General features: G+C 31.6%; 17 protein-coding genes and 1 pseudogene. 9 read left to right on the top strand and 9 right to left on the bottom strand.

Annotation, left to right across the window (positions count from 1 at the left end):
- Positions 1-58 precede the first annotated feature (58 nt).
- Both SIB45_RS04915 and SIB45_RS04910 read left to right on the top strand, forming a co-directional pair.
- Positions 59-853, top strand: a complete 795-nt coding sequence (locus tag SIB45_RS04915; protein WP_011862438.1) for a methyltransferase domain-containing protein — start codon at positions 59-61, stop codon at positions 851-853.
- A gap of 36 nt (positions 854-889) precedes the next feature.
- Positions 890-2,062, top strand: a complete 1,173-nt coding sequence (locus SIB45_RS04910; protein WP_011862437.1) for an aminotransferase class V-fold PLP-dependent enzyme — start codon at positions 890-892, stop codon at positions 2,060-2,062.
- Between the two features lie 24 nt (positions 2,063-2,086).
- Here the strand turns inward: SIB45_RS04910 and SIB45_RS04905 are convergent, their stop codons facing one another.
- The 4 genes from SIB45_RS04905 to yidD all read right to left on the bottom strand — a co-directional run bounded on the left by SIB45_RS04905 (position 2,087) and on the right by yidD (position 4,962).
- Positions 2,087-2,791, bottom strand: coding sequence for an SDR family NAD(P)-dependent oxidoreductase (locus tag SIB45_RS04905; RefSeq protein ID WP_011862436.1), 705 nt, complete (start codon positions 2,789-2,791; stop codon positions 2,087-2,089).
- Between the two features lie 82 nt (positions 2,792-2,873).
- Complete coding sequence (locus SIB45_RS04900) at positions 2,874-4,409, bottom strand: UDP-N-acetylmuramoyl-L-alanyl-D-glutamate--2,6-diaminopimelate ligase (RefSeq protein WP_011862435.1); 1,536 nt, start codon at positions 4,407-4,409, stop codon at positions 2,874-2,876.
- A gap of 9 nt (positions 4,410-4,418) precedes the next feature.
- Entirely contained in the window at positions 4,419-4,721 is a 303-nt protein-coding gene (locus SIB45_RS04895) for a glutaredoxin family protein (RefSeq protein WP_011862434.1), read from the bottom strand.
- Between the two features lie 4 nt (positions 4,722-4,725).
- On the bottom strand, positions 4,726-4,962 hold the full coding sequence (gene yidD / locus SIB45_RS04890; protein WP_011862433.1) for a membrane protein insertion efficiency factor YidD: 237 nt from the start codon (positions 4,960-4,962) through the stop codon (positions 4,726-4,728).
- Between the two features lie 95 nt (positions 4,963-5,057).
- Between yidD and rpsD the strand changes: the two genes are divergently transcribed.
- The 4 genes from rpsD to cysK all read left to right on the top strand — a co-directional run bounded on the left by rpsD (position 5,058) and on the right by cysK (position 9,451).
- A complete protein-coding gene (gene rpsD / locus SIB45_RS04885) occupies positions 5,058-5,666 on the top strand; it encodes a 30S ribosomal protein S4 (RefSeq protein ID WP_011817920.1) in 609 nt (202 codons plus the stop codon).
- Between the two features lie 77 nt (positions 5,667-5,743).
- Positions 5,744-6,907, top strand: a complete 1,164-nt coding sequence (locus SIB45_RS04880) for a trans-sulfuration enzyme family protein (protein ID WP_011862432.1) — start codon at positions 5,744-5,746, stop codon at positions 6,905-6,907.
- A gap of 3 nt (positions 6,908-6,910) precedes the next feature.
- A complete protein-coding gene (locus tag SIB45_RS04875; protein WP_011862431.1) occupies positions 6,911-8,380 on the top strand; it encodes a PLP-dependent transferase in 1,470 nt (489 codons plus the stop codon).
- 84 nt (positions 8,381-8,464) lie between these two features.
- Positions 8,465-9,451 carry a cysteine synthase A gene (cysK, locus tag SIB45_RS04870; protein ID WP_002805805.1) on the top strand — a complete coding sequence of 329 codons (987 nt, stop codon included), beginning with the start codon at positions 8,465-8,467 and terminating at the stop codon, positions 9,449-9,451.
- A gap of 2 nt (positions 9,452-9,453) precedes the next feature.
- On the opposite strand, the pseudogene queA reads toward cysK, so the two are convergent.
- From queA to lipB, 5 genes and pseudogenes are all read right to left on the bottom strand, one after another.
- Positions 9,454-10,577 (bottom strand): annotated as a pseudogene (queA, locus tag SIB45_RS04865) (tRNA preQ1(34) S-adenosylmethionine ribosyltransferase-isomerase QueA).
- A 6-nt stretch (positions 10,578-10,583) separates the two neighbouring features.
- Positions 10,584-11,951, bottom strand: a complete 1,368-nt coding sequence (locus tag SIB45_RS04860; protein ID WP_011862429.1) for a dihydrolipoamide acetyltransferase family protein — start codon at positions 11,949-11,951, stop codon at positions 10,584-10,586.
- Between the two features lie 218 nt (positions 11,952-12,169).
- A complete protein-coding gene (locus SIB45_RS04855) occupies positions 12,170-12,613 on the bottom strand; it encodes a YlqD family protein (protein WP_011862428.1) in 444 nt (147 codons plus the stop codon).
- Positions 12,614-12,651: 38 nt separating this feature from the next.
- Entirely contained in the window at positions 12,652-14,595 is a 1,944-nt protein-coding gene (locus SIB45_RS04850; RefSeq protein ID WP_011862427.1) for an AMP-binding protein, read from the bottom strand.
- A 27-nt stretch (positions 14,596-14,622) separates the two neighbouring features.
- The gene (gene lipB / locus SIB45_RS04845) at positions 14,623-15,273 is read right to left on the bottom strand and encodes a lipoyl(octanoyl) transferase LipB (RefSeq protein WP_011862426.1); all 651 of its coding nucleotides are present in this window, start codon (positions 15,271-15,273) and stop codon (positions 14,623-14,625) included.
- A gap of 44 nt (positions 15,274-15,317) precedes the next feature.
- Here lipB and hpf point away from each other — a divergent pair, with 44 nt between their 5' ends.
- The 3 genes from hpf to recO are packed head-to-tail and all read left to right on the top strand — an operon-like array spanning position 15,318 to position 17,355.
- Entirely contained in the window at positions 15,318-15,902 is a 585-nt protein-coding gene (gene hpf / locus SIB45_RS04840) for a ribosome hibernation-promoting factor, HPF/YfiA family (protein WP_011862425.1), read from the top strand.
- 7 nt (positions 15,903-15,909) lie between these two features.
- On the top strand, positions 15,910-16,569 hold the full coding sequence (locus SIB45_RS04835; RefSeq protein WP_011862424.1) for a deoxyribose-phosphate aldolase: 660 nt from the start codon (positions 15,910-15,912) through the stop codon (positions 16,567-16,569).
- Positions 16,570-17,355, top strand: coding sequence for a DNA repair protein RecO (recO, locus tag SIB45_RS04830; protein WP_011862423.1), 786 nt, complete (start codon positions 16,570-16,572; stop codon positions 17,353-17,355).
- Positions 17,356-17,430 lie beyond the last annotated feature (75 nt).

Raw genomic sequence — 17,430 nt, 5'->3', positions numbered from 1 at the left:
AGCCCCTTTTTCAGGGGCTTTTTTTTTGGCTATATTTATCAAGAGTCCTTTAAAAAATATGTCTGAAAGTTGCTGTAATACAAACACATCGAATAAAGCATCTAATCAATTCGATCATAAAGATGCGATTCAAGAAAGATATGGTTCAGCCGCACAAGAAAAAGAAAGTTGTCTTTGTACACCAGTTGGGTTTAATCCCGTTTTACTTGAAGCAATTCCTCAAGAGGTTATAGAAAGAGACTATGGGTGTGGTGATCCAACAAAATATGTTCAAAAAAATGATATAGTCTTAGATCTTGGGAGTGGTAGCGGCAAAAATGCTTTCATTTGTGCCCAAATTGTTGGGAAAGAAGGGAAAGTTATTGGAGTTGATCAGAATCCTGACATGCTTTCTTTATCAAGATCAGCCTCTAAAGAAGTTACAAAAAATATAGGTTTCAACAATACAGAATTTCTAGAAGGTTCAATTGAAAAACTTGATGAGTTAGATAAAAATTTAAATCCATTAATCGCAGATAAATCAGTTGATATTATTTTAAGTAATTGCGTTTTAAACTTGGTAAGTCCAGAATCTAGAAATAACCTACTAAATAACATAAAAAGAGTGTTAAACGATAATGGAAGAATTGCAATTAGCGATATCGTCTCTAACAAAAAAGTTCCTTTAAGATTGCAAAATGATCACGATTTATGGACAGGATGTATTAGTGGAGCATGGTATGAGCCAGAGTTTATAAGTGATTTTAAAGAACTAGGATTTAAAAATTTAAAATTTGTAGAGAGGAGTGCTGAACCTTGGAAAGTAATTGAGGATATTGAATTTAGAACAGTAACTTTAGTGGGCAATATTTAAAAAAATTCAAGAGTTGAAAATATAATATAAATTTCCATGATAAATAATCTAAGAGATCAAATACCCGCATTAAAAAATAAGTATTATTTCAACTATGGCGGTCAAGGACCATTACCAAAATCTTCTCTAGACGCAATAGTTAAAACTTGGGAGATTATCCAAGATTTAGGACCATTTACCAATAATATGTGGCCTTTTATTTACAAAGAAATATTGACCACAAAAAGAATCATTGCGCAAAAATTAGGTGTCAATTCAAAGAATGTAGCTTTTACCGAAAACATCTCTTCCGGTATGATTTTGCCCTTTTGGGGAATAAAAGTGAAAGAGGGAGAAGAGTTGTTAATAAGTGACTGTGAACATCCTGGAGTAGTGGCTGCAAGTCGAGAATTTTGCAGAAGAAATAAATTAACATTCAAAATTTTTCCAATCCAAAAAATTAAAAATCTAAACGACGAAAATATAATTTTAGAGATTTTGAAAAATCTAAATAGTAAGACTAAGATCCTTATTATTTCTCATATCTTATGGAACTTTGGATATAAAATTCCTTTAAAAGAAATTTCTATCGAATTAAAAAATAATCGAGAAGACTCTTATTTACTTGTTGATGGTGCTCAAACCTTTGGGCACATAAATATTGAAAAAGAAGTTTTTTATTCTGATTTATATTCAATAACTTCTCATAAATGGGCATGTGGACCAGAAGGACTTGGTGCCATTTATGTCTCAGATAGATTTATTCATGAAACAGATCCAACAATAATTGGTTGGAAATCATTAAAAAAAGAACAAGGCATTTATGAGCCTTCAGATAATCTTTTTCATGATGATGCAAGGAAATTTGAAATAGCTACCTCTTGTATTCCTTTACTTGCTGGACTCCGGAATTCTTTAGATCTTTTGGATAAAGACTGCCATGAAAAAGAAAAAAACAAAAATATCAAAAGATTAAGTGGAAAACTTTGGGATGAATTAAATCAATCAAAGGGTGTTGAATTAGTTTTAGAAAAAAAATATTTAAATGGTATTGTTAGTTTTAATATCGAAAATATTAAAGATAAGGATAAATTCGTGAAGGAACTAGGAGGAAAAAAAATTTGGATAAGAGTTTTAGAAGATCCAAAATGGTTTAGAGCATGCGTACATCAAATGACTACAGAAGCTGAGATTGATTTACTTGCTAGAGAAATAAAAAATTTGACTTAAAGATCTTTTGATAAAAAATTTAGTTTACCAAGGTATCTCCGAGCTGTCCCATGCAATAAATTTGCCTGTAGATTCTGGTGATTGATTTTTAATAATATTGATCAAGAATTGGGAAGATTTTTCTTTACTAAATAATTTATGTTCTGGAACAAATTTATGAAAAGGTCTAGACAAATCAGTATCTACTGTTCCTGGATGAAGCAATGTGATAGTAGCCTTTGGGAAACGTCTAGCCCATTCAATACTTAAAGATTTAAAAAACTGATTTTGCGCAGATTTTGCAGCTCTATATGAATACCATCCTCCAGTTTGATTATCTCCAATGCTACCAACTCTTGCACTTATACTTGCAAAATTAAACTCAACATCTTTTGGTATAAATTCTTCAATCGCTTTCGCTAATAAAATAGGAGAAAAGGCATTTATTGAAAAACTTTCCATCATATTTTTTTTATCAAGATGTTGTAATCTTTTTTCTGGTTGAAGAGAATCAGTATGAAGTCTACCTGTAGCATTAACAACTAGCCTTAATTTTGAAGGATGATTTGATATTTTATTTTTTAACTGCAAAAGGGATTGAGAATCCTCTATATCTAATTCCCAAAAAGGATTAAATTCACTTTTTCTTCCACACAAAACAACATCTAAATCTTTTTCACTTTCATTCAGATCTCTAGCTAATTGTGTTCCAATTCCACCTGCCCCTACAACTAAGGCTAAGCCTTTCATTTTTTTTAAAAATAACTCCATTAATTCTAAGAAACTTTTCTTTTGATTTGCGTAAAGATCTTTCTTATTTGATTAGGAAATTTTATTGAGATTTATTTTTTTCTTTTAATAATTTATAAGCTATTTTTCTATCATCAAAATTAATAACTTTATCATTGAGAATTTGGTAGTCTTCATGTCCTTTTCCTGCAATTAAAACAATATCTTTTTTATTGGCAAATTTAATAGATTCATTTATTGCTTTAAATCTATCAATTTCAATTGTTATTTTTTCTCTTTTTTTTATACCCATCAAAATATCATTTACTATCTTTTGGGGTTCTTCTGATCTTGGATTATCTGAAGTTATAAAAAGTTGATCAGAAAACTCTTCAGCTATTGATCCCATTAAAGGCCTTTTACCAAGATCTCGATCTCCGCCACAGCCAAAAACAGTAATAAGTTTCCCCTTACAAAGTTTTTTAATTGATTGCAAAACTTTTTTCAATCCATCAGGCGTGTGGGCATAATCAACAATTACTGTTGGAAGTGATCTTGCAACGTCATCATTATCAATTTCTATTTTCTCCATTCGCCCAGGAGCGCCCGGGAAAGATCGTATTAACTTTGATAGATCTTTTAAAGAAAAATTAAGTTTATACAAAATTGTTATTGCTTGAATCGCATTCATTAAATTAAATTCACCAACAAGTGGAACAAAAAGTTGAATTTTTTCCTTGGGTGTATGAAAAATGCAGGTTGAGCCATTTTCAGTAAATTTTTTATCTGTTACGAAAAAAAAATCATCATTTTCAAATTCACTTTCAGTAATCTTTGTAGACACTAATGAAGATCTTTTTTCAATATCAGATGATAATTTAGATATCCAAGGGTCATCGTGATTTAATACAGAAATTCCATCCTTTTCTATTAAATAAGGTGGGAAAAACAATTTTCTTTTTGTTTGAAAATAAGATTCCATATCTGAGTGATAATCAAGATGATCTTGAGTTAAATTAGTAAAAATAGCCCCCTCAAATTCGCAACCTGATATCCTCTTTTGAGCAATAGAATGAGAACTTACCTCTAATATCGCGAATTCAGATTCTGCCTCAACAGCAGCATTTAATTTCTTTTGAAGTTTATCGGCGAAATCAGTTGTATGAGAAGCCACTTCTGAGAAGCCAGGCCATCTATTAAATAAGGTCCCAAATAATGCAGTCTTTTTCCCTGATTTTTTTAAAAGATATTCCAATAAGAAAGTAATTGTCGTTTTTCCATTTGTACCAGTAACACCAATAAGTTTAAGTTTTCTTGAAGGCCTATTCCAAAACTCAGCGACAATTTGACCAAAAATATAATCTAAATTATCCTCAATAACCAAAATCCTTTCTCGATCAAAAGATCCAATTTTCTCTTTTGCAGCAGACCCAATAATGGCAGCCTCCGCGCCATTTTCAATTGCCTCAATGCAAAATTTTCCTCCATCAACATTTAAACCAGGCATTCCTAAAAATAAAGTTCCTTTTTGTACTTCTTTAGAGTTAAAAGAAATATTATTGATTTCTTGATCGATAAGATTTAACGAAGGAATAATTCCTACCAAATTTAAAAGTTTAAATAATTTTATAGATCTCATATAAAAAAATTATTTCTCCAGAATGTTACTAATATTTTTTTGAAACCAATTCTTTAATTGATCATCTTTTAATCTTGGAGAAATGCGAGGCAATTCTATGATCTCCTCGGACCTAATTCTTTCAACTGCAATAACAGGTACTTCATAATTATATCTTTTATATTTATCTTTATATAAATCGACCCTATCAATATCAATTTCTTCAAGCTCCTCTAGATTAGGGAATAACTCATTAAGATTTATTTTTGCCAGTTTGTTTTTTAATGAATCACAAAGGCAACATCCCTGCCTAACAAAAATAAATATTTTCATTCATTTAGTCAGGCACAGGGTCACATCCACAGGGAGTTAAAGGATGACATCTGCTTAATCTTTTTAAAGTTAACCACCCTCCCTTCCAAGGACCATGTCTAGTTATTGCCTCATATCCATAAGAGCTGCAACTTGGAATAAATCTGCATCTTGGTCCAAAAAAAGGAGAAAACCACTTTTGATAAAACGAAATCAATAAAAGAAGTATAGAAGTAATTGATTTATTAATAGTTTTGAACACTTTAATGATGTAAAATAATAATTCCAGTAGTAATTAGTTTAATTGAATTTAATCAATTATCCAATTTATTGCAATTTTCTATTTAATTTAAAATTATGTCAAGATACCGCGGCCCCAGATTAAGGGTTACGCGTCGCTTGGGAGAACTACCAGGTCTCACCAGGAAAGCTTCAAAGAAGTCTAATCCTCCAGGTCAGCACGGCCAAGCCCGTCGCAAGCGATCAGAATATGCAATTCGTCTAGAAGAAAAGCAGAAACTTAGGTTTAATTATGGAGTTTCTGAAAAACAACTAGTACGCTATGTGAAAAAAGCTAGAGCTCAAGAAGGATCTACAGGTACTAACCTACTAAGACTTTTAGAAAACAGACTTGATAATGTTTGTTTTAGATTAGGTTTTGGAGGTACCATTCCAGGCTCAAGACAATTAGTAAATCATGGCCATGTAACCGTTAATGGAAAGGTTCTTGATATTGCTGGTTATCAATGCAAATCAGGCGATGTAATCGGAATTAAAGAAAACAAAGCAAGCAAAAAACTTGTAGAAGGTAATATAGAATTCCCTGGCTTAGCAAATGTCCCACCTCATCTTGATTTAGACAAGCCTAAATTAACGGGAAAAATAAATGGGAAATGCGATAGAGAGTGGGTAGCTCTTGAAATAAACGAACTACTAGTTGTTGAATATTATTCAAGAAAAGTTTAATACTACTTTTCTTTGGATTATTAAATCTCTCTTTAAAAAAAAAGAGAGATTTAATTTAATTCTTATTTTTAAAAATAATGGGAAATAAGGAAAATAATATAGAAAAGCCAGGTGTTAAGACCTTATCTATTCACCATGGGAAAACATTTGCAGAAGAAACTGGATGCGTTATGCCTCCTATTTTTTCTACATCTACTTTCAAACATGGAAATAAAGATAATTTCGACTACACAAGATCAGGCAATCCAAACTTTAGAATTCTAGAAAACATCCTTAAATTAATAGAAGAATCTAAATACTGTACAGTTTTTGGATCTGGAATTAGCGCGGTAACTGCAATTTCATCAACACTGAAATCAGGTGACAAGGTACTCTGCGAGTCAAATCTCTATGGTTGTACAGTGAGGATGTTCGAAAAAGTTTTCAAGAAATTTGGACTAGAAGTTTTATACACAGATTTTACAAACGAAAATAACGTCAAAAAGATTTCAAAATTGGAGCCAAACTTGATATGGCTAGAAAGTCCAACTAATCCACTTTTGAAGGTACTCGATATTAAGGCGATTTGTGATGAAGCGAATAAACTCGAAATACCAGTAGTTGTAGACAACACATTTTCTACAGCTCTTATTCAAAAACCATTGGACCTTGGTGCAACACTATCGCTTGTAAGCACCACAAAATTCATTAATGGACATAGTGACGCACTTGGCGGAGCAGTACTTACAAATAATGAGGAATGGAATAGTAAGATGCTTTTCTCTCAAAAAGCTCTAGGGCTTCAACCATCTCCTTTTGATAGTTGGCTCATTACGAGAGGAGTAAAAACTCTTCCTTTAAGAATCGAACAACAAACTAAAAGTGCAGAATTTATTTCTGAAGAATTAGGTAATCATAAAATTATTAGTAAAGTAATTTACCCTTTTAATCAAGAACATCCGCAATTTAATTTAGCAAAATCGCAAATGAAATCTGGAGGTTCAATGATCACCCTAAAATTAAACTTAAATAAAGAGGATACTTTTAAATTTTGCAAATCTCTCAAATATTTCTCTCTAGCAGAAAGCCTTGGAGGAGTTGAAAGTTTAATTTGTCACCCTGCAACGATGACTCATGCTTCTGTTGATGACAAAACAAAAAATCTACTAGGGATAGATGATGCTCTTATCAGATTATCAATTGGATGTGAAGATACAGACGATTTAATCTCGGACATTTTATTTGCTTTAAATAAATTCTGAAAATTGAGAGATTTACTTAAAAAACCTATATGGAAAAATTTAGAGTTGGGATATGCAATTCCTGATAGTATTCATGCTGTTTCTGTAGCATTACCAACTTGGAATGATGTAATAAATTACGAGGAAAAAGATCAAGAATGCATAAATTTATTGAAGTCCATTTACCCACGATTCGGGCTAAACCCCATAGTGAAAAGATTATGCGAAAAGGTAAAAAAACAAAATTACTACAACAATAAAAGTATCTGGCCATATCCGAATGAAAGAATAGCTTTTAAAGCTAAAAAATACATTGATAGAAATACTTCTGAACAATTCTCGTTAATAGAAAAAAGAAATAATTTAGCTTTCTTAATAACTGAAAAAGAAGGAAGTATTTATGCAAAATATTTTTGGCAACATACTGGTCTTGGTCTATCTTCAAGAGCTGCCGCTATAGAACTAGGTCTTGAAGATTGCCCTCCAAAATCTTACGTAAATGAATGTTCTCAAATAATAAAAAATAGAATTTCTAAATCTACAAAAATTGACTCTAATGATATTCACTTAACTTCATCTGGAATGTCTGCATTGCATACATCATTAGAAATCATATATAAATTATTTCCAGCTAAACCAACACTCCAAGTTGGTTTTCCATATGTAGATGTACTTAAATTACCAATGAAAATCTTTCACGGAGCAAAGTTAATTACAGAAGAAAATTGCGCGGATATTGAATTAGAAATCAAAAGAATAAATCCATCAGCATTAATTATTGAACTTCCAAGTAATCCAATGCTCAAATGTGTAAACATTAAAAAAATTTCAAAAATTGCAAAAAAGCTAAATATTCCTTTAATTGTTGACGATACAATTGGTTCGAATTTAAATATAAATTCCACAGAACATGCAGATATAGTTTTTACTTCACTTACAAAAATTTTTTCAGGTAGTGGTGATATTCTTGCCGGATCATTAATACTAAATCCAAAAAGCAAATGGATTGATCAGTTTAGAAATGCATTAAACGAGATTAATATTCCAATACTTTCCGATGGAGATATAGTTTATCTAGAGAAAGTTAGTAGAGATGTAAATCAAAGAGTTTTTGAACAAAATAAAGCATGTTTAGAATTAAAAAAAAGATTAGAGAATCATAGCGAGATTAAAAATATTTTCCATCCTGAAAATTGTCCAAATTTTAATTCTTTACTTACTTCTAATGGGGGATACGGCTGCTTATTATCGTTTGAATTAAATGGAGGATTGAACAAAGCTAAAAATTTTTATGATTCTCTAAAAGTATCTAAAGGACCTAGTTTAGGTACAAAATTTACTCTAGTTTGTCCTTATGTTTTACTAGCTCATTATGACGAGTTGGATTGGGCTGAAAGTTTTGGTATACCCTCGCACCTTATTAGAGTATCAGTTGGATTAGAAGACCAAGATCAATTATGGAAAACCTTTTCTGAAGCACTAAATAATTTCTAAATTCCTAGTATTTACCGTATAGAAACTTATATACTCTTTTTCTGAATAATAGTTAGTATTAAAATATATTTTCTCAATATATAAATGGCAAAAATTTATGAGGACAACAGTTTTGCTATTGGAAACACTCCATTAGTAAAATTAAAATCAGTTACTAAAAACGCGAAAGCTACAGTACTTGCAAAAATTGAAGGTAGAAACCCCGCTTATAGTGTCAAATGTAGGATCGGCGCAAACATGATCTGGGATGCCGAGAAAAGTGGGAAACTTACAAAAGACAAAACTATTGTTGAGCCAACTTCTGGAAATACAGGCATAGCTCTAGCTTTTACTGCTTCAGCAAGAGGTTATAAACTAATCCTTACAATGCCAGAATCCATGTCAATTGAAAGAAGAAGGGTTATGGCAGTGTTGGGTGCTGAAATTGTTTTAACAGAGGCATCTAAAGGTATGCCTGGAGCAATAGCTAAGGCTAAAGAAATTGCAGAAAGTAATCCTTCTCAATATTTCATGCCAGGTCAATTTGATAATCCAGCAAACCCTGAAATTCATTTCAAAACTACTGGGCCAGAAATCTGGGATGATTGCGATGGTGAAATTGATGTCCTAGTTGCAGGGGTTGGAACTGGCGGCACAATTACAGGAGTTTCAAGATACATTAAGCAAGAGAAGGGTAAGAATATTACTTCTGTAGCAGTAGAACCATCACACAGTCCTGTTATTACACAGACAATGAATGGAGAAGAGGTTAAATCCGGACCACATAAAATCCAAGGAATTGGAGCAGGATTTATTCCTAAGAACCTTGACTTATCAATTGTTGATAAGGTCGAACAAGTAACAAATGACGAATCAATTGAGATGGCTCTTAGGTTAGCTAAAGAGGAGGGTCTATTAGTAGGAATATCTTGTGGGGCTGCCGCTGCTGCCGCTGTTAGATTAGCTGAACAAGATGAATATGCGGGGAAGACAATTGTAGTTGTTCTACCTGATTTAGCAGAGAGGTATTTATCATCAATTATGTTTACTGAAGTTCCAAGCGGAATCATTCAAGAACCAGTCAAAGCCTAAATCTATTTTTTCTCCAGTAGTGAATCTGGTGAAATATACATCGCATCGCCATAAGAGAAGAATCTAAATTTTTCTTTTATGGCTTTTTTATACAGATCTAATAATCTTTCTCTACCAATCATTGCACTTACTAAAAGTAATAATGAACTTTTAGGGAGATGAAAATTAGTTAATAATCCATCAACTACCTTAAATTCATAACCTGGCTTAATTACTAAATCTACGTATTTAGCTATGGGAATAAAGTCATTAATTTCGTGAGAATAACAACTTTCAAGAGCTCTTACGCTAGTTGTACCAATAGCAATTATTTTTCTATCTGTTTTCTTTATTCTTTTTATTTCCTCCACTACTTCCTTATTAACACTTACCCATTCTTTGTGAAGTTTTAAGTTACTTAAATCTTCTTGATCAATTGGTTTGAATGTTCCATAACCCACGTGCAAAGTTATCGGTAAAATTATTACGCCTTTTTTTTTAGATTGGAAATAAGACTTTTGCTTAAGTGTAAACCAGCTGTTGGTGCAGCAACTGCCCCCGGATTTGTTGCATACTCAGTTTGATAACTTTTCTCATGAAAAGATTCTTCTTCGGAATTTTTTATATAAGGAGGAAGAGGGATTTCTCCGTATTTATCAAGAAGTTCATTCATTGAATTGAGACAAGTTATATTTTCCGGAAATTTAATAAATCTCCCTCCAGTTTCTTCATCAACTCCATCAACAATCAAATTAATATCTTGTGCTAATGGAGATTTTAATTTTAATTTTCTATTTATTTTTAACTTTTTTGCTGGCTTTGCCAGACATAACCAAATACATTCATGGGATCTTTCTAAAACTAATAATTCGACTAATGTCTTATTTTCTAATTCAACCTTTAACCTAGCTTTCATAACTTTAGTATTATTTACAATTACAAGATCCCCTTCTCTAAATTCATCTAAAAGATTCTTGGTAAATTTATTAGTTAAACAGTCTTCTTCTAAAAAACTATTTCTAACTATCATCAATCTTGATTCATGCCTAATTGCAGAAGGTTTACTAGCAATTAATGAAGGATCAAGTAAATAATCATAAGCTTCAAGCTTATAATCTCTTTCTTCATTATTAATTTGAGAAATCAATTAAATTTAGGAGACAAGAGTCTCTGGCTCATCTTCAATTAGGGAAGCCAAGTCTTTTAAGAATGAAGCTCCATCAGCTCCATAGATCACTCTATGATCAGCTGTTAGATTTACTTGCATTATTTTTTTAACAGATATTGAACCATCACTATTAGCAACAACGGTTGGTTTCGATGAAGCTATGGCTAAAATTGCACCGGTACCTGGAGGAAGAATTGCGTCAAATCTATCAACTCCAAACATCCCAAGGTTAGATAAAGTGAAGGTTCCCGTAGAGTACTCATCAGGTTCTAATTGTTTTGATCTTGATCTTTTTACGAGATCTTTCCATTCCCTAGACAATTCAAATAAATCAGTATTGCATGGTTCTTTTAAAACTGGAGTTATTAGTCCACCATCTTCCATCGCAACAGCAACAGCAATATTTATATTTTCTGGATAAGAAATTCCATTCTCTGAAAAACTTGAGTTAACTTGAGGATGTTTCTTTAGTGTCTTTGCAACTGCCTTTACTAGTAAAGCAGTCATAGTAACTCCGTTCTGTTTTACTTTTTTGTAGAAATTATCTAATTTATCTGTGTTAATGGAATAACCCACCCTAAAACATGGCACATCTAAACTAGATTCCATATTTTTATTTACCGCTTTTTGAAGAGTATTAAATTGAACTATTTCTCCGGGATTACCAAAACTATTTCCTGAAGTTTCTGGTTTACTTTCAACTCCCAAATTTGCACCAGGTATACTTGCAGGAGAACCACCTTCACCTATCCATGGTATAGAGACTGGTTGGCCATTAGCTTTTAAAATATCATCGGCTTGAATCCTTCCGTGAGGTCCGGATCCATGAACCTTTGCTAAATCAACACCCATTTGAGAGGCAAGTTTTTTAGCTCTTGGAGATGCAATCACCCTCGAAGAAACATTACTCGTAGCAGCATTTATTTGATCACTGTTAAAAGATGATGCTGCCTTTTCATTCATTAATACGACTTCTTTTTCTTGTTTTTCAACAATTTCACTTTGAACTACAGGTTTTTCTTCAGTTTTATTGCTTACCAATTCAAGTTGATCCGAACTAGAAACTTCGGGTTGATTTCCTTTATTTTGTTCTTGAACAGAAGCTATCTCATCCTCATTTTCTACGATAAGGCCAATAGTCTCTCCCACTGGTGCAGTGCTGCCAGCAGGCATTAAAACAGCCGCAAGATATCCATCTTGAAAAGATTCAACATCCATATCTGCCTTGTCAGATTCAACAACCAAGACAGATTCACCTCTTTCAACTTTATCTCCTGGATTTTTCAACCATTCCACAATCTTGCCCTCCGTCATAGTAGAACTCAAGGCAGGCATGAATATTTCGTGAGACATAAGAAAATTGTTATTGCATAAGTTTCAAGGGATTTCTACCAAACTTCCTAAAGTTTTTATGGTTAAGAACCCTTTAAACTCTTGTTTTAATTATACGAAATCATGTTCACAGTGGGAACTCTTAAAACTTAAGAAAGTAATAATTTAGGTCGATTAGAATTTAAAACTTTTCGAAATTAAGATTTACTTATATTTATCAAAAATACTAAATCTTCTCTTTAATTATTATCTATAGATTGAATAACTCCATCCTTAACCGTAATCGATACTTGCATTTTTTCAATAAGATTGTCTCCCACAGTGACATCACAGAAACTATCCACTTGCCCTTGATCAACAATTTCGTCCATTTTTAATTCGCGAACTTGACTCTGTTGTTGAAGAAGATTTCTTTTTTGTTCTTCAATTTCATTTCGTTTTGCTGCGACTTGTTGTTGCACCTGACTAACCTGTTCTTGAACTCTTGGATCTAGGGGATTAACCGATTGGGTTCTAATATTATTTACTATTTGCTGCCCCTCTTGCTCCAGTTGCGATAATTGCTGATCAATGTTTGAAATTGCTTTACTTAATTCTTTTTCAGCATCTTCCTTCCAAGTTGGTGTAACTACAGCTTTAATAGCTATTGAGCGCTTTATAGATATTGAGTTTTTTGTTTCCATAAAAAATTAAATTACCTTTTCAATATAGATAGAACAAATCAAATTTTCTTACTAAATTTGTTTTCATACATATTTTCTATTTGTAATGAATACTTTTTTTCTATTTCTTTTCTTTTTTGTTTAAGAGTTTGTGTTAATAACCCATTTTCTAGAGTAAAGGCATCAACAAAATAACAATCTAATATTTGTTCTTCTGATCTTGCTCCTAAACGACTTTTAAGCAAATTATTAATTTGTGATTTGAAAAATGTACCAATTTTCTTATTCAGGTTTAATTTTGAAAGGTCTTCTTCCAAAAACTTGCTTTTAACCAATTCAACATTAGGAACTACGAGAGCTGTTAAACATTTCTTATCTTGTCCTACTAATTGAATCTGATTAATAAATTCTGAACTAAGAATTTCAGTCTCTAGGGGATTCGGTTCTATATTTTCACCACTTGATAGCACTATTGTATCCTTGGCTCTTCCGGTTATAAAGAGAGAACCATTTGGTATTAGAAAACCTAAATCACCAGTATCAAACCAACCATCCTTGGATAAAACATCATTTGTAGCTATTTCATTATTAAGATAACCTCTCATTACTTGCGGCCCCCTAACAAGAATTTTCCCGACTTCTCTGAACTTCAGAATCTTTTTTTTATCATCATTCACTATTTTGATTTCAGTAAATGAAAGAGGCTGCCCAGATGATCCTCTAACATTTAATTCTCTTCTCCTGCAAGTTAAAACTGGACTAGTTTCTGTGAGTCCATATCCCACCAAAACATCTACACCTAAAGATTCAAAAAAAAGATCTACATGTTCTGGCAATGCACCTCCACCATTAATAGGAAATTTCAGTTTTTCTCCGCATAGTTGTCTAAGAATATTCGGCCATAAAAAAATAGTAGACAATTTATGTAAAGGGTATCGGCTAATAACAGAACCCAGTAAGGGGATTTTTGATTTAAAAGTTATTTGATTTATATCTATATTTCTTATCTTTCTAAGACTTCTTTTAAAAACCGAACTATTACTTATCAAAAACTTAATAAGTTTTTGCTTTTTGGAAGGCATTTTTTTCAAAGCCTGAAAAAAACCATCATGTATTGCTTCCCATAGTCTCGGTACAGTAGCCATGACAACGGGTTTTATTTGTGTAATATCATCTTTAAGAAATTTTGGAATTGTATAGTATTGAGTACAACCGCATGAAAAAAAGAAGTATTCAGCACTTCTCTCATAAGAATGCCAGATAGGCAAAACGCTTAATACAGAGGTCCCTGGTTCTGGATCAGCGATATAGGCTAAATTGATTATTTGATGTAAAAAATTTGCATGAGTTAAAGGCACACCTTTAGGTTTTCCAGTCGTCCCAGAAGTGTAAAGAATGGTAGCGACGTCATCAATTTCTGGATTAAATTTTTCAAGATTATTATTTTGTGAATTTTCTTTTTCTACTGAACTTATGAATGTACTCCAACTTATTAAACTTTCAAATTGTTCATCTTCTAAATTGATTATAAATTTCAGTCTTTTTTTTAATTCTTCTTTGTTGTTTAACTTTAGCCAAATTTCCTTAGATTGAACTATTAGTCCGACTGAATTAGAGTGCCCAATAATATAGTCTAATTCTACTGAAGGAGAATTAATACCTCGCACTGCATTTATAGCTCCTAAACGCATTAAGCCTTGATCTACTGCTAGCCATCTTGGAGAATTTTCAGATATTACAGTAACTACATCCCCCTTTTTTAAACCATAATTTTCGAAAGAAAAAGAGACTTTTGTTATTAAATCAGCCAGCTCAGAATAAGAAAATTTTTCTTTGTATTTCCCTCTTAAATCGCAAACAGCTAAAGTATCAGCACATTTAAATTTTAATTTTTCCCAAATTTGATCTATATGATCAAGGTTCTTAATAAAATCTCTATTTTTGGCAAATGTATTTTTTTTGGAAAGTGGTTTGGCTGCAGGCCAATACGCTAAATCACCCATATTAAATTGATTTTGAAATTTTAATTTCTATTTTGATATAAAATCAAAATTAAATTCTTCCTCGATGGTTTTTTTAACAATTCTCTTGACTTCTTGAATATTTAAATTTTTGTTGTAATCAATCATATTTGCCATAAGACAATTTTCTATTCCGCAAGGAACAATCTTATTAAAGTTTTCTAATTCGCAGTCAATATTGATTGAAAATCCATTTATCGTAATCCATTTTTTACACCCAATTCCAATTGATGCGATTTTCTTATTTCCTATCCAAACACCAGTAAACCCTTTTCTAGAGTGACAATCTATATTAAAAGCTCCAAGGATTTTTATAATAATTTCTTCAATTTTTCTTAAGTACCAATTTAAATCTTTATTAAAATTTTTCAAATCTAAAACCAAATACGTTACTAATTGTCCTGGCATATGACAAGTTACCTCACCGCCTCTATCAATCTTAAAAACATCATATTTAGCATCATTTAGAGAAAATAGTAAATTATCGTAATTAGATCCTCTCCCCAATGTATAACAAAGTTGATGCTCCCCTATCCAAATAAAATCAGGGTTAGAATTATCTAAAATCAATGCCTCCTGATATTCTTTTTGTAATTTATAAACATCATGAAAAGAAGAAATATTATCAGGTTGTTTAATTATTGCTGTTCTATTATCCATATTTAAGTAGATTTAGAAAGTAAGTAAATATTTTTAGATTTGTTATGAAAATTTTAATCCATGGAAAGAATCTTGAGCTCACTGGAGCATTAAAAGAATATACTGAGGCAAAGATAGAAAAAGCAACACATCACTATAAGGATATCGTTAAAGAAGCTGACATACACCTTTCAATTGAAAAGAATCCAAGAGTCTCGTTCCAAACTGCGGAAGTTACTATTTTTGCAAATGGTACCGTAATTAGAGCTGAAGAAAAAACTGAAAATCTATACTCAAGCATTGATTTAGTTTCAAATAAACTTTGTAGAAAATTACGCAAATACAAAGAAAGAAACAATAAAACAATTCATAATAAACAATTTAAAAATAAAGATTCTTTACCAATTGAAAGTATGGAATCAAATTTTTTAGATAAAGCTTTTTTTAAAGAAGGAACTGAAGCAAGTCTGCCTGAACCATCTATAAAAAATAAATACTTTGAAATGACCCCAATTTCATCAGACGAAGCAAGAAAACAATTAGATCTAATTGATCATGATTTTTATGTTTTTCGAAACAAGAAAAATAATGAACTTCAAGTTATATATAAAAGGAATCATGGAGGTTATGGACTGATTCAATCTAAATAAGTTTTAAATGCCCAATATTGAATATGAATTAAACAAGAAAATTCATGCGATTATTATTAACCCTTATTTATCATGGGAAGATTTCTCTGTGAATTGCGATTTAATAAGAAAATACAATATCAAAAATATTTCTACTTCACTAAATTATTTAACTGATCTTAAAAACTGTTTGGACAATTACAGTGCGGATATAAACGCACTTATTTCTTACCCTTTAGCAGATTTACCAGTTTCATTTATTGAAGAATTAGTTTGTTTTGCAAAAGATAAGGGTGCAAAAGGGATTGAATATATCCCAAACTTTATCAATTTATCCAAAAAAAATTTAGAAACTTTCGCTGCTGAAATTGAGCAAGTTAAATTATCCGGATTACCAGTTTCAATAATCATAAATAAATCAAAACTACAAGAAGAAGTTTTTATTAATGCGATAGAAATATGTTTGGAATTAGGAATAAAAAATTTTCAATTCGGGGACGGGTTTGGATCTCCTCTTACATCCAATGATGTCCGCGAAATACTAAAAATAACAGGCTCTCAAAATCAAATCAAAGTTGTAGGTGGCATAAAAAAACTGACGCAAGTAATTGATTTGTTTGATAATGGAATTAGTTGCGTGGGAACTTCCAATTTTTCTGAAATTTTTGAAGAAGTAAAAATTATTTAAATGTCTGGTTCTGGTGAGTGCAGACTAAAAGGTCTCTGTATTAAAGCTTCTCCATTAGGCGAGAATGATAGATTAATAACTATCCTTACTGATGAGCAAGGGATTGTTAGATTAGCTGTACCTGGTGCTAGGCGTCCTAAAAGTAGTCTAGCCGCAGCTACTCCTTTAACATATTTAGGTCTGCAGATTTTTGGGAAAAGAAATCTTAAATCTGTACGTCAAATTAAAATATTAAAAAGCTATTCTGGTCTAGGGAAAAATATTGAATGTCTTGCAGCCGCACAAGCAATAACTGAATTAACATTTCTATTAGTAGGTAATAATGACAAGCAACAAGACTATTTATCTTGTGTTCTTGCACATCTTGATAGGATTTATTTATTTAAAGAGTCTCAAGAAGAAGATATTAAAATGCTCTCAATGAGTATTCAATCTTTAATCCATCTATTAGCCATCGGGGGTATTAATTTACCAATTCATCATTGTTGTAAAACTGGAGAACCTATTATTCCACCTATAGGAAATTGGGAATGGAGTTGTTATTTTTTACCAAGTGAAGGGTTTTCATTCATAGAAGATCCCCAAAGTAATCTTAAAATAAATGCATCTGAAGTTGCTCTATTACAGAGACTTCTGTTCCCAGAATTACCAATAAAATCTAATGGAGAGTTGTTGGGTCCCAAAAAAGTCTGGCTTAAAATATTATTTATTATTGAGACATGGATCTCTACTCAATTAGAGAAGGAGCTATCTTCACTAAAAATGTTGAGAGAAATATATAGTTAGCATTTTCATGAAGCATTAAAAATTTAAAAAATATGATCATGGCGCCTTTGCCTGTTAACTTAATAAATAGTTAAT

This window comes from Prochlorococcus sp. MIT 1304, from assembly GCF_047305015.1.
Taxonomy (GTDB): Bacteria; Cyanobacteriota; Cyanobacteriia; order PCC-6307; family Cyanobiaceae; genus Prochlorococcus_A; species Prochlorococcus_A marinus_E.
Note: the sequence above shows the minus strand (reverse complement) of the source record. Positions and strands in the feature narration are given on the sequence as shown.

Coding starts and splice junctions, on each gene's coding strand:
- SIB45_RS04915 (WP_011862438.1), top strand. CDS start 59: ATGTCTGAAAGTTGCTGTAATACAAACACATCGAATAAAGCATCTAAT.
- SIB45_RS04910 (WP_011862437.1), top strand. CDS start 890: ATGATAAATAATCTAAGAGATCAAATACCCGCATTAAAAAATAAGTAT.
- SIB45_RS04905 (WP_011862436.1), bottom strand. CDS start 2,791: ATGAAAGGCTTAGCCTTAGTTGTAGGGGCAGGTGGAATTGGAACACAA.
- SIB45_RS04900 (WP_011862435.1), bottom strand. CDS start 4,409: ATGAGATCTATAAAATTATTTAAACTTTTAAATTTGGTAGGAATTATT.
- SIB45_RS04895 (WP_011862434.1), bottom strand. CDS start 4,721: ATGAAAATATTTATTTTTGTTAGGCAGGGATGTTGCCTTTGTGATTCA.
- rpsD (WP_011817920.1), top strand. CDS start 5,058: ATGTCAAGATACCGCGGCCCCAGATTAAGGGTTACGCGTCGCTTGGGA.
- SIB45_RS04880 (WP_011862432.1), top strand. CDS start 5,744: ATGGGAAATAAGGAAAATAATATAGAAAAGCCAGGTGTTAAGACCTTA.
- cysK (WP_002805805.1), top strand. CDS start 8,465: ATGGCAAAAATTTATGAGGACAACAGTTTTGCTATTGGAAACACTCCA.
- SIB45_RS04860 (WP_011862429.1), bottom strand. CDS start 11,951: ATGTCTCACGAAATATTCATGCCTGCCTTGAGTTCTACTATGACGGAG.
- SIB45_RS04855 (WP_011862428.1), bottom strand. CDS start 12,613: ATGGAAACAAAAAACTCAATATCTATAAAGCGCTCAATAGCTATTAAA.
- SIB45_RS04850 (WP_011862427.1), bottom strand. CDS start 14,595: ATGGGTGATTTAGCGTATTGGCCTGCAGCCAAACCACTTTCCAAAAAA.
- lipB (WP_011862426.1), bottom strand. CDS start 15,273: ATGGATAATAGAACAGCAATAATTAAACAACCTGATAATATTTCTTCT.
- hpf (WP_011862425.1), top strand. CDS start 15,318: ATGAAAATTTTAATCCATGGAAAGAATCTTGAGCTCACTGGAGCATTA.
- SIB45_RS04835 (WP_011862424.1), top strand. CDS start 15,910: ATGCCCAATATTGAATATGAATTAAACAAGAAAATTCATGCGATTATT.
- recO (WP_011862423.1), top strand. CDS start 16,570: ATGTCTGGTTCTGGTGAGTGCAGACTAAAAGGTCTCTGTATTAAAGCT.